Origin of the sequence: Escherichia sp. KTE159 (genome assembly GCF_000408805.1) — a bacterium.
GTDB classification, from domain to species: domain Bacteria; phylum Pseudomonadota; class Gammaproteobacteria; order Enterobacterales; family Enterobacteriaceae; genus Escherichia; species Escherichia marmotae.
In genome coordinates, this window is sequence record NZ_KE137295.1 from 570,734 (window position 1) to 584,181 (window position 13,448).

At 49.6% G+C, this 13,448-nt stretch carries 14 protein-coding genes; 8 read left to right on the forward strand and 6 right to left on the reverse strand.

What is annotated here, in order from left to right:
• Nucleotides 1–479 precede the first annotated feature (479 nt).
• On the forward strand, nucleotides 480–812 hold the full coding sequence (locus A31E_RS00480) for a hypothetical protein (protein WP_000708862.1): 333 nt from the start codon (nucleotides 480–482) through the stop codon (nucleotides 810–812).
• A gap of 223 nt (nucleotides 813–1,035) precedes the next feature.
• Complete coding sequence (gene yacL, locus A31E_RS00475; protein WP_001517750.1) at nucleotides 1,036–1,398, forward strand: protein YacL; 363 nt, start codon at nucleotides 1,036–1,038, stop codon at nucleotides 1,396–1,398.
• Between the two features lie 37 nt (nucleotides 1,399–1,435).
• On the opposite strand, the gene speD is transcribed toward yacL, so the two are convergent.
• The 3 genes from speD to A31E_RS00460 form a co-directional block, all read right to left on the reverse strand.
• Nucleotides 1,436–2,230, reverse strand: a complete 795-nt coding sequence (gene speD / locus A31E_RS00470) for an adenosylmethionine decarboxylase (RefSeq protein WP_000734282.1) — start codon at nucleotides 2,228–2,230, stop codon at nucleotides 1,436–1,438.
• Nucleotides 2,231–2,245: 15 nt separating this feature from the next.
• Nucleotides 2,246–3,112, reverse strand: a complete 867-nt coding sequence (speE, locus tag A31E_RS00465; protein WP_016249615.1) for a polyamine aminopropyltransferase — start codon at nucleotides 3,110–3,112, stop codon at nucleotides 2,246–2,248.
• Nucleotides 3,113–3,217: 105 nt separating this feature from the next.
• Entirely contained in the window at nucleotides 3,218–3,565 is a 348-nt protein-coding gene (locus A31E_RS00460; RefSeq protein ID WP_000846616.1) for a YacC family pilotin-like protein, read from the reverse strand.
• A gap of 165 nt (nucleotides 3,566–3,730) precedes the next feature.
• Here A31E_RS00460 and cueO point away from each other — a divergent pair, with 165 nt between their 5' ends.
• Nucleotides 3,731–5,281, forward strand: a complete 1,551-nt coding sequence (cueO, locus tag A31E_RS00455) for a multicopper oxidase CueO (protein WP_016249616.1) — start codon at nucleotides 3,731–3,733, stop codon at nucleotides 5,279–5,281.
• Nucleotides 5,282–5,327: 46 nt separating this feature from the next.
• Here cueO and gcd read toward each other — a convergent pair whose 3' ends face one another.
• The gene (gene gcd, locus A31E_RS00450) at nucleotides 5,328–7,718 is read right to left on the reverse strand and encodes a quinoprotein glucose dehydrogenase (protein WP_001517753.1); all 2,391 of its coding nucleotides are present in this window, start codon (nucleotides 7,716–7,718) and stop codon (nucleotides 5,328–5,330) included.
• A 205-nt stretch (nucleotides 7,719–7,923) separates the two neighbouring features.
• On the opposite strand from gcd, the gene hpt reads away from it, so the two are divergent.
• Nucleotides 7,924–8,460 (forward strand): hypoxanthine phosphoribosyltransferase, encoded by a 537-nt coding sequence (gene hpt, locus A31E_RS00445; RefSeq protein WP_000683336.1) that lies wholly within the window; start codon nucleotides 7,924–7,926, stop codon nucleotides 8,458–8,460.
• A gap of 40 nt (nucleotides 8,461–8,500) precedes the next feature.
• Here the strand turns inward: hpt and can are convergent, their stop codons facing one another.
• Entirely contained in the window at nucleotides 8,501–9,163 is a 663-nt protein-coding gene (can, locus tag A31E_RS00440; RefSeq protein WP_000651596.1) for a carbonate dehydratase, read from the reverse strand.
• Between the two features lie 108 nt (nucleotides 9,164–9,271).
• Between can and A31E_RS00435 the strand changes: the two genes are divergently transcribed.
• The 4 genes from A31E_RS00435 to A31E_RS00420 all read left to right on the forward strand — a co-directional run bounded on the left by A31E_RS00435 (nucleotide 9,272) and on the right by A31E_RS00420 (nucleotide 12,793).
• On the forward strand, nucleotides 9,272–10,198 hold the full coding sequence (locus tag A31E_RS00435) for an ABC transporter ATP-binding protein (protein WP_000150640.1): 927 nt from the start codon (nucleotides 9,272–9,274) through the stop codon (nucleotides 10,196–10,198).
• Nucleotides 10,195–10,965 carry an ABC transporter permease gene (locus tag A31E_RS00430; protein WP_000972195.1) on the forward strand — a complete coding sequence of 257 codons (771 nt, stop codon included), beginning with the start codon at nucleotides 10,195–10,197 and terminating at the stop codon, nucleotides 10,963–10,965. Before A31E_RS00435 ends, A31E_RS00430 begins: the two co-directional genes overlap by 4 nt.
• A 104-nt stretch (nucleotides 10,966–11,069) precedes the next feature.
• The gene (locus A31E_RS00425) at nucleotides 11,070–11,510 is read left to right on the forward strand and encodes a PTS sugar transporter subunit IIA (protein ID WP_000901999.1); all 441 of its coding nucleotides are present in this window, start codon (nucleotides 11,070–11,072) and stop codon (nucleotides 11,508–11,510) included.
• 56 nt (nucleotides 11,511–11,566) lie between these two features.
• Nucleotides 11,567–12,793 carry a polysaccharide deacetylase family protein gene (locus tag A31E_RS00420; protein WP_001517754.1) on the forward strand — a complete coding sequence of 409 codons (1,227 nt, stop codon included), beginning with the start codon at nucleotides 11,567–11,569 and terminating at the stop codon, nucleotides 12,791–12,793.
• A 3-nt stretch (nucleotides 12,794–12,796) separates the two neighbouring features.
• Here A31E_RS00420 and panD read toward each other — a convergent pair whose 3' ends face one another.
• Nucleotides 12,797–13,177, reverse strand: a complete 381-nt coding sequence (gene panD, locus A31E_RS00415; RefSeq protein WP_000621515.1) for an aspartate 1-decarboxylase — start codon at nucleotides 13,175–13,177, stop codon at nucleotides 12,797–12,799.
• Nucleotides 13,178–13,448 lie beyond the last annotated feature (271 nt).

Sequence of the window (13,448 nt, forward strand, 5' to 3'; positions counted from 1 at the left end):
TCTTTTGGGAAGTGGCTAAGACTGATGATAAACGCAACATTGCCTGATGCGCTGCGCTTATCAGGCCTACAACGTTTCTGCAATTTATTGAATTTGCACTATTTTGTAGGCCGGATAAGGCGTTTACGCCGCATCCGGCAAGAACAAAGCGCACTTTGTCAGCAATCTGAGCCACTTCTTTTGGGGAGTGGCTTTTTTTTGCCGGAATATCTGACGGGCAACTCAATAACGTTAATTCTCAGAACCCGCACTCTTTTCCTTAAGGATAGTGTTTCCCTGCATGTAAGAGAGCGATTATCATAATAATGTCGTTATCATTTTAGTGAATTATATTTTTATGTTTTAAATGAATATGTTCGCTAAAAAATCAATCGATTTCAATTCTGATAGGCGAAATAAGATATTGATAGTGTTTATCTTATTTGGTTTTCTGCTGGTTATTACAGGGTGAAGTTTTTCACTTAATGGAGATAAAGTGAATGAAAAAAGCGTTTATTATAATTATCTTTTTTCTACTATGCGGCAACGCTTTTGCCGCGACAGCAAAATTACAATATTTGTTTGTCGCAAATGGTGGATTAGTGGGTTTTTATGAGGACGGTAATGTCAGGGGATGCGCACAGTGTGAGCCGATGAAAGAAAACCTTTTAACCATGAGCACTGAATCTCCTATATCACACTGGAAGCGAAATGCTGATGTGATAACAACCACCGACGCAGAGGGAAGTAGCGATCTTCAACTTTATGATAATGGCAAGATTACGGATGACTGGTGGATTTTTGATTATAAAACAATTCACCCTCTTTATTAATCTATGTTTTGTGCGCAGAGTAGCACTGGATTGTCTTCTTCCCTGGTAAGAAGATGTCTGTCGAAAATGACAAAAATTCTGGCCATGGTGGCTGGAACGCTTTTTTCACTATTTTTATCTCTAAACCATCGTCGTTCCGCTGTTTTTCTCTGGTAAGGCTGCGATAATTACATCAATGGCGCAATGCGATTTCGGCGCATTGCCGGGAGCAGAGGAACACACTATGGATTACGAATTTCTGCGCGATATTACCGGAGTGGTAAAGGTGCGCATGTCCATGGGGCATGAAGTGGTCGGGCACTGGTTTAATGAAGAGGTGAAAGAAAACCTGGCCTTGCTTGATGAAGTGGAACAAGCCGCGCGCACATTAAAAGGTAGCGAACGTTCCTGGCAGCGGGCAGGGCACGAATACACCCTGTGGATGGATGGCGAGGAGGTGATGATCCGCGCCAATCAACTGGAATTTGCGGGTGACGAAATGGAAGAAGGGATGAACTACTACGACGAAGAAAGCCTGTCGCTGTGCGGCGTTGAGGATTTTCTTCAGGTGGTGGCGGCGTACCGCAATTTCGTACAGCAGAAGTAGGTAAATCTGGCGGAGCCTTTGTGCTCCGCCAGAGCTGTTAAACGGCAGGCATATTACGCCCGTAATAAATTTCGCGCATTTCTTTCCATAGCGCAGCGGTAATCTCTTTGCGCTCGCTGTCGGTTAAATCTTCCGGTTTGGTGTGGAACATGTAGTGCTTAAGGTCGAACTCTTTAAGCAACATCTTGGTATGGAAGATATTTTCCTGATAGACGTTTACATCCACCATGTCATACAGCGCCTTTATATCTTCAGACATAAAGTTCTGAATCGAATTAATCTCATGGTCGATAAAGTGCTTCATACCGTTAATATCGCGGGTAAAACCGCGCACGCGATAATCAATGGTCACGATATCGGATTCAAGCTGGTGGATCAGGTAATTCAACGCCTTCAGCGGGGAAATCACGCCGCAGGTAGAGACTTCTATGTCGGCGCGGAAAGTACATAAACCGCCTTCAGGATGGCTTTCCGGGTAGGTATGTACGCAAATATGACTTTTATCGAGATGCGCAACCACGGCTTCTGGCAGCGGCCCGGGGTGTTCCGTTTTGTCGATAAGTTTCGGGTCGACAGGTTCTTCGCTCACCAGAATAGTGACGCTGGCACCTTGTGGTTCGTAATCCTGGCGGGCGATGTTAAGAATATTGGCCCCGATAATGGAACAAGTTTCTGACAGGATTTCGGTCAGACGGTTGGCATTATAGAGTTCATCGATATAAGCGATATAACCGTCGCGCTCTTCGGCGGTTTTGGCGTAGCAGATATCGTAAATACAAAAACTCAGACTTTTGGTCAGATTATTAAAGCCATGCAGTTTCAGTTTTTTCAATTTCTTATCTTCTCCTTAGGACGCCTGTGAAGCCAGTGCGTCTTGCAGATACTGGGGTAAGGCAAACGCTGCCGTGTGGATTGCCGGGTTGTAATAACGGCATTTCAGGCCAGAGGCGAGAAAACGTGCCTGAATAATTTCGGTAGAGAGATGGCGTAAGGCGTCGTTATCTGTCGCCCATGCAAAGGTCATGATGCCGCCGTAATAGGTCGGGATTGCCGCCTGATAAAAGCCAACATCGCTGAAGTAATGGCTGAGTTTGCGATGGCTGTCGATGGCTTCTTCCTGCTGTAAAAAGCAGACGCCGTTTTGCGCGACAAAAATCCCGCCAGGATTCAGGCAGCGTTTGCAGCCTTCATAAAATGCTGAGGTGAACAGGCTTTCGCCGGGACCGATGGGATCGGTGCAGTCGGAGATGATCACATCAAAGGTCTGGCTGGTTTGATTCACGAAATTGACGCCATCGTCGATCACCAGTTTAAAACGGGGATCGTCGTAGCTACCGGCGTTATGGTTAGGCAGATACTGACGGCAGAAAGACACTACGCCCGCGTCGATTTCCACCATCGTGATTGACTCAACGTTTTTATGTCGGCTTACTTCACGTAACATCGCGCCGTCGCCGCCGCCAATGATTAACACGTGTTTAGCGTGACCGTGAGCCAGCAGCGGAACGTGGGTCATCATCTCATGATAGATAAATTCGTCGCGCTCGGTGGTCTGTACTACGCCATCCAGCGCCATTACGCGACCAAATGCGGCGTTCTCAAAAATGATCAGATCCTGGTGATCGGTCTTTTCATGATACAGAACGTTATCTATAGCAAAGTACTGCCCAAACTGGTCGTGTAGCGTTTCATGCCACAGTTTTTTTTCGGCCATGGGTTGATACCTCCTTTGTTAACACCCGTAAAAAAAGGGCGCAACATAATAGCTAACATTGACCGCGGATGCACGGTCAATGTTTCTACAAAAAGGTATCAGGAATTATTTTACGTAGGCAAGCAGGCTTAAGGAATCGCGGGCCAGGGCTTTACACTTTTTAGCGACGGGAATGCCGATACCGCTCAGATCGCGGTAGCTATCTTCACCGAGGGCTTTCATGTCGAAGTTGTCGTAGTTGCTGAGATCCCACTGGTTTTGCTGGGCAAAAAAGACCAGTGCGCGACGAATCTGCCCGTTAGGCAAGTTCTGGTAACCGCAATCGTTCTTCAGAAAAACAAAAACTGCCGTTAAATCGGCCATATCTTCGGCTTCAGACTCGCTGAGCGCGTAACTGTTTGCGCATACAGCCATCAGGCTGCCGAATAATACTGTTCTGAAAAACGTCTTCATTGCTTCTACCAGGGGCTTAAAGAAGATAAACGTTAGCACACTGCGAGCGAGGCGACGACCATTATTGTGGATTAAGTTGTGTCTGTGGCTTGACCTTCCCGTAAGGGGAAGGACTATGCTCAACGTTTGATTTTGTTTCGCCTGCTTGAGAATAAGGAAATATCTATGCAACGTCGTGATTTCTTAAAATATTCCGTCGCGTTGGGCGTGGCTTCTGCTTTACCACTATGGAGCCGCGCGGTTTTTGCTGCTGAACGCCCAACATTACCGATCCCTGATTTGCTCGCTACCGATGCCCGTAATCGCATTCAGTTGACCATTGGCACAGGCCAGTCCACCTTTGCTGGAAAAACGGCGACCACCTGGGGCTATAACGGCAATTTATTGGGGCCTGCGGTGAAGTTACAGCGTGGAAAAGCCGTGACGGTTGATATCTATAACCAACTGGCGGAAGAGACGACGTTGCACTGGCACGGTCTGGAAGTGCCGGGGGAAGTGGACGGCGGCCCGCAGGGAATTATTCCGCCTGGCGGTAAACGCACAGTGACGCTGAATGTCGATCAGCCTGCCGCTACCTGCTGGTTCCACCCGCATCAACATGGAAAAACCGGGCGTCAGGTGGCGATGGGGCTGGCTGGGCTGGTGGTGATTGAGGACGATGAGATCCTGAAATTAATGCTGCCAAAACAGTGGGGGATCGATGATGTCCCGGTGATTGTTCAGGATAAAAAATTTAACGCCGACGGGCAGATTGATTATCAACTCGATGTGATGACCGCCGCCGTGGGCTGGTTTGGCGATACGTTGCTGACCAACGGCGCTATTTACCCGCAACATGCCGCGCCGCGTGGCTGGTTGCGGCTGCGTTTGCTCAATGGCTGTAACGCCCGCTCGCTCAATTTTGCCACCAGTGATAATCGCCCACTGTATGTGATCGCCAGCGATGGTGGCCTGTTGCCTGAACCGGTAAAGGTGAGTGAACTTCCGGTGCTGATGGGCGAGCGTTTTGAAGTGCTGGTGGAGGTTAACGACAACAAACCGTTTGATCTGGTGACACTGCCTGTCAGCCAGATGGGAATGGCGATTGCACCGTTTGACAAGCCGCACCCGGTAATGCGTATTCAGCCGATTGCCATTAGTGCCTCTGGTGCTTTGCCGGATACCTTGAGTAGCCTGCCAGCGTTACCTTCGCTGGACGGATTAACGATACGCAAACTGCAACTCTCTATGGATCCGATGCTCGATATGATGGGGATGCAGATGTTAATGGAGAAATATGGCGATCAGGCAATGAGCGGAATGAACCACAGCCAGATGATGGGCCACATGGGCCACGGCAATATGAATCATATGAACCACGGCGGGAAGTTCGATTTTCACCATGCTAATAAAATCAACGGTCAGGCCTTCGATATGAACAAGCCGATGTTTGCGGCGGCGAAAGGGAAGTTCGAACGTTGGATTATCTCTGGCGTTGGCGACATGATGTTGCATCCGTTCCATATTCACGGCACCCAGTTCCGTATCTTGTCGGAAAATGGCCAACCACCAGCGGTGCATCGCGCGGGCTGGAAAGATACTGTGAAGGTGGAAGGTAATGTCAGTGAGGTGCTGGTGAAGTTTAATCACGATGCACCGAAAGAACATGCTTATATGGCGCACTGCCATCTGCTGGAGCATGAAGATACGGGGATGATGTTAGGGTTTACGGTGTAAAAACAGCGTCTTCGGGAATATGCCCGGATCTCTCCGGGCATTATGGTTACTTCACATCATCCGGTAACGCATAAGCCACAATATAGTCGCCCATCTTCGTACCAAATGAACCGTGACCGCCTGCGGAGATCACCACATATTGCTTACCATTCACTTCATAGGTCATCGGCGTTGCCTGACCACCTGCTGGTAAACGGCCCTGCCACAATTTTTCACCGTTGCTCATGTTGTAAGCGCGCAGGTAGTTATCTGCCGTAGCGGCAATAAACAACACGTTGCCCGCAGTGGAGATTGGCCCGCCGAGCATTGGCATCCCCATATTGAACGGCACCGGAACGGGCATCGGGAACGGCATACTGTCCTGCGGCGTACCAATACGTTTCTTCCATACCACTTCATTGGTTTTCAGATCCAGCGCCGAGATGTATCCCCAGGCAGGCTGTTTACACGGCAGACCAAACGGCGAAAGGAACGGGTTGAGCGTTACGCCATACGGCACGCCATATTGCGGCTGAATGCCGGATTCCGTACCTGTGCCTTTGGCATCTTTCGGCTGTTCCATCGGGTTACCCGGGCCACGCGGGATCAGTTTCGACACAAACGGTAGCGCCATTGGGTTGGCAATTGCCACTTCACGATTCGGATCAACGGAAATCCCGCCCCATTCGAACATTCCCAGGTTACCCGGGAAGACCAGAGTACCCTGTTCAGATGGTGGGGTGAAAATGCCTTCATAGCGCATTTGGTGGAACATCACGCGGCACACCAGTTGGTCAAACATGGTGGCACCCCACATATCCGCACCGCTCAAATCTTTCGTCGGACGGAAGCTGAGTTCAGAGAACGGTTGGGTAGGAGTAACGTAATCGCCTTTCGCTGCGCCTTGTGGAACCGGTTTTTCCGGAGCCGGAACGACCAGTTCGCCATTACGACGATCGAGTACAAAAATGTTGCCAGTTTTTGCAGGAGCGTAAATGACCGGCACTTTTTCACCGTTAACGGTGATATCCGCCAGCGTTGGTTGTGCCGGAAGATCCATATCCCACAGGTCGTGGTGAACGGTCTGGTAACTCCACGCCAGTTTCCCGGTGGTGGCATTCAGTGCCAGAATCGAGCTGGCATAACGTTCCTGTTCCGGTGTGCGGTTACCGCCCCAGATATCGGGCGTGGTCACGCCCATCGGCAGATACACCAGATCCAGCTTCGCATCATAGGCCGCAGGTGCCCACGAGTTTGGCGAGTTAAAGGTAAAGGTGTGTTCGTCTGATGGGATGGCGTTCGGATCTTTCGCGCCCGGATCAAAAGCCCACAGCAGTTCACCGGTGTTGACATCAAAACCACGGATTACGCCAGACGTTTCGCGGGTTGAGAAGTTATCGGTGACTGAACCGGCCATCACGATGGTTTTATCGGTGATAATCGGCGGCGACGTCGGTTCATACAGACCCGGTTTGGTATCCGGCATGTTGCTTTGCAGGTTGAGCACGCCTTTATTGGCGAAGGTTTCGCACAGCTTGCCGTTTTCAGCGTTAATTGCAATCAGGCGACCATCATTCACAGGAAGAATGATACGACGCGGGCAATCCGCCATCACTTCCGGCGAAGCAGTTTCTGCTTTGGCTTCATGGTAAGAGACGCCACGGCAGGTTACATGCTGGAAAGACTCGTTGGTTTTCAGCTCAGGATCGTAATGCCATTTCTCTTTGCCGCTGGCGGCATCGAGCGCAAACAGACGCTGGTGAGCGGTACACAGGTAAAGCGTGTCGCCTACTTTAATCGGCGTCACTTCATTGGTGATTTCGCCCGGATCGTTCGGCTGTTTCACATCGCCTGTGCGGAACACCCAGGCTTCTTTCAGCTTGTGGACGTTATCGGCGTTAATCTGCTTCAGTGGTGAATAGCGTTGACCTTCCTGATTGCGGCCATAGGCAGGCCAGTCCTGATCGGCAACGGGGGAGATAGCTTCGGCAGGTGTGGCATCAGCGCTTAAGGTGCCGTTGATTTCCTGCGGATCGTGAAATCCGGCCCAGGTGAGGATACCACCGCTAATCAACAGTGCGACCACCAGTGCGGCAACTGCGCCGCTGGCAGGAATGACCAGGCGATGCCAGACAAACGGCAGGATCAGCCAGATACCGAAGAAGACCAGGATATCGCTGCGCGGAGTGAGTGCCCAGAAATCGAAACCGACCTCCCAGACGCCCCAAATCATGGTGCCGAGCAGCAGAGCGGCGTACAGCCAAAGTGCTGCGCGTTTACTGCGCCACAACATCCAGGCGACGCCAAGCATCACCAGACCAGCGATGGGGTAGTACCAGGAGCCGCCAATCGCGACCAACCAGCCTCCGCCAATGAGAAGATATAGCCCGCAGAGTGCTGCAAAAAGGGCGGTTAGCGACACGAGTAAGCGTCGCGAGCCGGTATTGTTAATTGCCATAAAGAAACATCATTTCAATTCATTAATATTTTAGTAGCAATTAATTATAGGTTTTAACATGTGTGATCGTCATCACAATTTGAGCTTTATTAACAGATTCCGCCAATGAATAGTTTTGCTGGTATACTGCGTGTCTTGCGCTTTGTTGCGGCGCTGAAACCCGCCCGTGCGAAGTGATTTGTTTTTAAATCATATGGTTAGAGATATGAAACATACTGTAGAAGTAATGATCCCCGAAGCGGAGATTAAAGCGCGTATCGCTGAACTGGGTCGTCAGATTACTGAGCGTTACAAAGACAGCGGCAGCGATATGGTGCTGGTAGGCCTGCTGCGTGGCTCATTTATGTTTATGGCGGACCTGTGCCGTGAAGTTCAGGTATCTCATGAAGTCGATTTTATGACCGCCTCCAGCTACGGTAGCGGCATGTCCACCACCCGTGATGTGAAAATCCTCAAAGATCTGGATGAAGATATCCGCGGCAAGGATGTGCTGATTGTTGAAGATATCATCGACTCGGGTAATACACTGTCGAAAGTGCGTGAAATCTTAAGCCTGCGCGAACCGAAATCGTTGGCGATTTGTACGCTGCTGGATAAACCGTCTCGCCGTGAAGTGAACGTACCGGTAGAATTTATCGGTTTCTCTATTCCGGATGAGTTTGTGGTTGGCTACGGCATCGATTACGCACAGCGTTACCGTCATCTGCCGTATATCGGCAAAGTGGTGCTGCTGGACGAGTAAGTGCGGATGTGCCGGATGTGTTGCATCCGGCATGGCGAATTTATTTGTGGTTGATGTGCTTTAGCTTGAGGTTGGAAATCCCGTGGCGATAACGTTGCTCCAGGGTTTCGCGGTTGGTGGCTGTAACATCCAGATCGCGCAGCAAGCCGTCGTGAATGCCGTAAGCCCAGCCGTGGATGGTCACTTTCTGCCCGCGTTTCCATGCTGACTGCATAATGGTGGAGTGGCCCAGGTTATATACCTGTTCCATTACGTTCAGTTCGCACAGGGTATCCAGACGGCGCTCTGGCGGCATTTCGCCAAGCAATGAGCTATGTTTGAACCAGATATCGCGGATGTGCAGCAGCCAGTTGTTGATCAGCCCCAGTTCCGGGTTTTCAACCGCGGCTTGCACACCACCGCAACCATAGTGGCCACAGATAATAATGTGTTCAACTTCGAGAACATCCACTGCATACTGCACCACGGAGAGGCAGTTGAGATCGGTGTGAATGACCAGGTTGGCAACATTACGGTGAACAAAGAGTTCGCCCGGCTCAAGACCGGTTAAACGTTCTGCAGGAACGCGACTGTCGGAACATCCAATCCATAGAAAGCGCGGTTTTTGCGCTTGTGCCAGTTTCTCAAAAAACCCGGGATCCTCTTCCACCAGCATTTTTGACCATAGTGCATTATTGCTGATGAGTGTATCTATGTCTTTCATGGAGGTTAACGACCTGTAACCAAATAATTACGTTTGGCTAATATAGGGCAACTCCGGGACGATTTAAACCACAGATAAAGTGTAAGAACGTAAGGTAAGTAAAAATTTATGACCATTGCACTGGAACTTCAACAGCTTAAAAAAACCTATCCAGGCGGCGTTCAGGCGCTTCGTGGAATAGATTTACAGGTCGAAGCCGGCGATTTTTATGCGCTTCTGGGGCCGAACGGAGCCGGGAAATCGACCACCATCGGTATTATTAGCTCGCTGGTGAATAAAACCTCCGGGCGGGTCAGCGTATTTGGCTACGATCTTGAAAAAGATGTCGTGAACGCCAAACGCCAGTTAGGACTGGTGCCGCAGGAATTTAACTTCAACCCGTTTGAAACCGTGCAGCAAATTGTGGTGAATCAGGCGGGGTACTACGGTGTAGAGCGCAAAGAAGCGTATATCCGCAGCGAAAAGTATCTTAAGCAGCTTGATTTGTGGGGAAAACGCAACGAACGTGCGCGTATGTTATCTGGTGGGATGAAACGCCGTTTAATGATCGCCCGTGCGTTAATGCATGAACCTAAACTGCTGATTCTGGATGAACCAACGGCAGGCGTGGATATCGAACTTCGCCGCTCAATGTGGGGATTTTTGAAGGATTTAAACGACAAAGGCACCACGATCATTCTCACCACGCACTACCTGGAAGAAGCAGAAATGCTGTGTCGCAATATCGGCATTATTCAGCATGGTGAACTGGTGGAGAACACTTCGATGAAGGCGCTATTGGCGAAGCTGAAATCGGAAACCTTTATTCTCGATCTTGCGCCGAAAAGTCCATTACCGAAGCTCGATGGCTACCAGTATCGGCTGGTGGATACCGCTACGCTTGAAGTTGAAGTGTTGCGCGAGCAGGGGATTAACAGCGTATTCACGCAGCTAAGTGAGCAGGGCGTGCAGGTATTAAGTATGCGTAACAAAGCCAACCGTCTGGAAGAGTTGTTTGTTTCACTGGTTAATGAAAAACAAGGAGATCGCGCATGATGCATCTTTACTGGGTGGCGCTAAAAAGCATCTGGGCGAAAGAGATCCATCGCTTTATGCGTATCTGGATACAAACGCTGGTGCCGCCGGTCATCACCATGACCCTTTATTTTATTATCTTTGGTAACCTGATTGGTTCGCGCATTGGCGATATGCATGGCTTTAGTTATATGCAGTTTATCGTGCCGGGGCTGATCATGATGTCGGTGATCACCAATGCCTACGCTAACGTTGCATCATCATTTTTTGGTGCCAAGTTCCAGCGTAATATTGAAGAATTGCTGGTAGCGCCGGTGCCAACACACGTCATTATTGCCGGATATGTCGGCGGTGGCGTGGCGCGCGGACTGCTTGTTGGCATGCTGGTGACGGCTATTTCGCTATTCTTTGTGCCGTTTCAGGTGCATTCGTGGGTATTTGTTGCTTTAACGCTGGTGCTCACGGCGGTGTTGTTCTCTCTTGCCGGACTGCTGAACGGCGTGTTTGCCAAAACGTTTGATGACATCAGCCTGGTGCCGACCTTTGTGTTAACGCCACTCACTTATTTGGGCGGGGTATTTTACTCCCTGACTTTACTGCCGCCGTTCTGGCAGGGGCTGTCGCACCTGAACCCGATAGTCTATATGATCAGTGGTTTCCGCTACGGCTTCCTCGGCATTAATGATGTGCCGCTGGTCACTACCTTTGGTGTACTGGTTGTCTTTATTATTGCGTTTTATCTGATCTGCTGGTCGCTGATTCAGCGCGGACGCGGCTTGCGTAGCTAAGTTGATCTCCTCTCCTCCGGATGCGGGGGAGGGGAGTTTTGACGGTTATCACCCTTTATCAACAATGGTCAGGGTAGACTGATTTTCGGCTAAGGAGGAAAGCGATGTTAGGTTGGGTCATTACCTGTCACGACGATCGGGCGCAAGAGATACTGGATGCGCTGGAAAAAAAATATGGCGCACTTATCCAGTGCCGGGCAGTGAATTTTTGGCGTGGTCTTAGTGCCAATATGCTTAGCCGAATGTTATGTGATGCCCTGCATGGGACGGATTCCGGCGATGGCGTGATCTTTTTCACGGATATCGCGGGCGCAGCGCCTTATCGCGTTGCGTCTTTATTAAGCCACAAACATTCCTGTTGCGAAGTGATTTCTGGTATCACGCTACCGTTAATTGAACAGATGATTGCTTGTCGTGAAACAATGTCGAGTGCAGAGTTCCGCAATCGCATTGTCGAACTGGGGGCTCCTGAAGTCAGTAGTCTCTGGCATCAGCAACAAAAAAATCCCCCCTTTGTGCTCAAGCACAATTGGTTCGAGTATTAAATCGCATTCCGATTTTGCTACACTAACGGCGTTGTTTCTCGCCTGGTTGTTTCCTCATGATTAAAAAGTTTATTTTTCTACTGCTGCTGGTTTCATCTGGTGCCGGCGCAGCGCTTCCCATGCGTTATATGCAAACCACTCAGGATGCGGCTATCTGGGGTAAAATTGGCGACAAAACGGTAACTGTTGGTAACATTCGCGCCGGGCAGATTATTTCGGTCATGCCAACCGCAGCCGATTATTATGAATTCAACTTTGGTTTTGGTACGGGATATATTGATAAAGGTCATCTGGAACCGGTACAAGGGCGGCAAAAAGTTGAAGATGGCCTGGGGGATTTGCATAAGCCACTGAGCAACCAAAATCTTATTACCTGGAAAGATACACCGATATATAACGCGCCTGATGCTGGCAGCGCACCATTTGGCGTGCTGGCCGATAATTTGCGTTATCCCATTATTAATAAATTGAAAGATCGCCTGAATCAAACCTGGTATCAAATTCGTATTGGCGAACGTCTGGCCTATATCAGTGCGTTAGATGCGCAGCAGGATAATGGTATTCCTGTATTGACCTACCATCATATTTTACGCGATGAAGAGAATACCCGTTTTCGCCATACTTCGACCACAACGTCGGTACGTGCATTCAATAACCAGATGACCTGGTTGCGCGACAGGGGATATACCACGTTAACCTTGTATCAACTGGAAGGATATTTGCATAATTCGATAAATCTTCCAGCTCGCGCGGTTGTGCTGACTTTTGATGATGGCTTAAAATCGGTAAGTCGCTATGCGTATCCTGTTCTGAAACAATATGGTATGAAGGCGACGGCATTTATTATTACCTCGCGTATTAAACGTCACCCACAAAAATGGAATCCGCAGTCATTACAGTTTATGAGTATTTCTGAACTACGTGATGTCAGCGATGTTTTTGATTTCCAGTCACATACCCATTTTTTACATCGGGTTGATGGTTATCGACGACCAATATTACTCAGCCGTAGTGAGCACAATATTCTGTTTGATTTCGAACGCTCACGCCGGGCGCTGACGCAATTTAATCCGCATGTATTGTATCTTTCTTACCCGTTTGGCGGATTTAATGATAAAGCGGTTAAAGCGGCAAATGAAGCCGGGTTTCATCTGGCGGTGACCACCATGAAAGGTAAAGTTAAACCGGGGGATAATCCATTGTTGTTAAAACGGCTTTATATCTTAAGAACGGATTCGCTGGAGACAATGTCGCGGCTGGTGAGTAACCAGCCGCAGGGGTAATACTCAGGCAACCTGTACCGGAATGGCTTTTGCGGTACGTTTCATTTCGTTGTCGCCTTCAAAGTAGGCGACGTTTGGCCGCCAGGTACGGGCTTCTTCATCCGGCATGGTGACGAAGCTGGCGATGATCACAATATCACCGACGCTGGCGCAGTGGGCCGCCGCACCGTTGACAGAAATAATTCTCGAACCGCGTTCTGCCGCGATAGCGTAGGTGGAGAAACGCTTGCCGTTGGTGACATTCCAGATATCGATGGCTTCGTTTTCGAGAATACCTGCTGCGTCAAGAAAATCCTGGTCAATGGCGCAAGAACCTTCATAGTGCAGGTCCGCATGAGTCACTTTCACGCGGTGGAGTTTGCCCTGCAGCATCGTGCGAATCATAACTTCTACCTTTCTACCCTGTCGTTAACGAAGCAGGCGATGCCTGCCTTGAGAAAATTCTCACGCAGTATTGCCCGATTTTTGTTTAGTGTCTACTCATCTGAGGCCATTTACAGCGGGAGTTTGCGTGCCGCGCCGAAGCCCGCTATGCAACTCCTGTAACCGATTGAAATTTCTCTGAACGCTGCTCGGTAAACAATAAAGAGACGGCTGACGACGGTATACATTGACTGGATACTGCCTTCACGCAAGCCAACATGGAAGACAGGGA

Coding starts and splice junctions, on each gene's coding strand:
- A31E_RS00420 (WP_001517754.1), top strand. CDS start 11,567: ATGATTAAAAAGTTTATTTTTCTACTGCTGCTGGTTTCATCTGGTGCC.
- A31E_RS00430 (WP_000972195.1), top strand. CDS start 10,195: ATGATGCATCTTTACTGGGTGGCGCTAAAAAGCATCTGGGCGAAAGAG.
- cueO (WP_016249616.1), top strand. CDS start 3,731: ATGCAACGTCGTGATTTCTTAAAATATTCCGTCGCGTTGGGCGTGGCT.
- panD (WP_000621515.1), bottom strand. CDS start 13,177: ATGATTCGCACGATGCTGCAGGGCAAACTCCACCGCGTGAAAGTGACT.
- A31E_RS00480 (WP_000708862.1), top strand. CDS start 480: ATGAAAAAAGCGTTTATTATAATTATCTTTTTTCTACTATGCGGCAAC.
- A31E_RS00425 (WP_000901999.1), top strand. CDS start 11,070: ATGTTAGGTTGGGTCATTACCTGTCACGACGATCGGGCGCAAGAGATA.
- hpt (WP_000683336.1), top strand. CDS start 7,924: ATGAAACATACTGTAGAAGTAATGATCCCCGAAGCGGAGATTAAAGCG.
- gcd (WP_001517753.1), bottom strand. CDS start 7,718: ATGGCAATTAACAATACCGGCTCGCGACGCTTACTCGTGTCGCTAACC.
- A31E_RS00460 (WP_000846616.1), bottom strand. CDS start 3,565: ATGAAGACGTTTTTCAGAACAGTATTATTCGGCAGCCTGATGGCTGTA.
- can (WP_000651596.1), bottom strand. CDS start 9,163: ATGAAAGACATAGATACACTCATCAGCAATAATGCACTATGGTCAAAA.
- A31E_RS00435 (WP_000150640.1), top strand. CDS start 9,272: ATGACCATTGCACTGGAACTTCAACAGCTTAAAAAAACCTATCCAGGC.
- yacL (WP_001517750.1), top strand. CDS start 1,036: ATGGATTACGAATTTCTGCGCGATATTACCGGAGTGGTAAAGGTGCGC.
- speE (WP_016249615.1), bottom strand. CDS start 3,112: ATGGCCGAAAAAAAACTGTGGCATGAAACGCTACACGACCAGTTTGGG.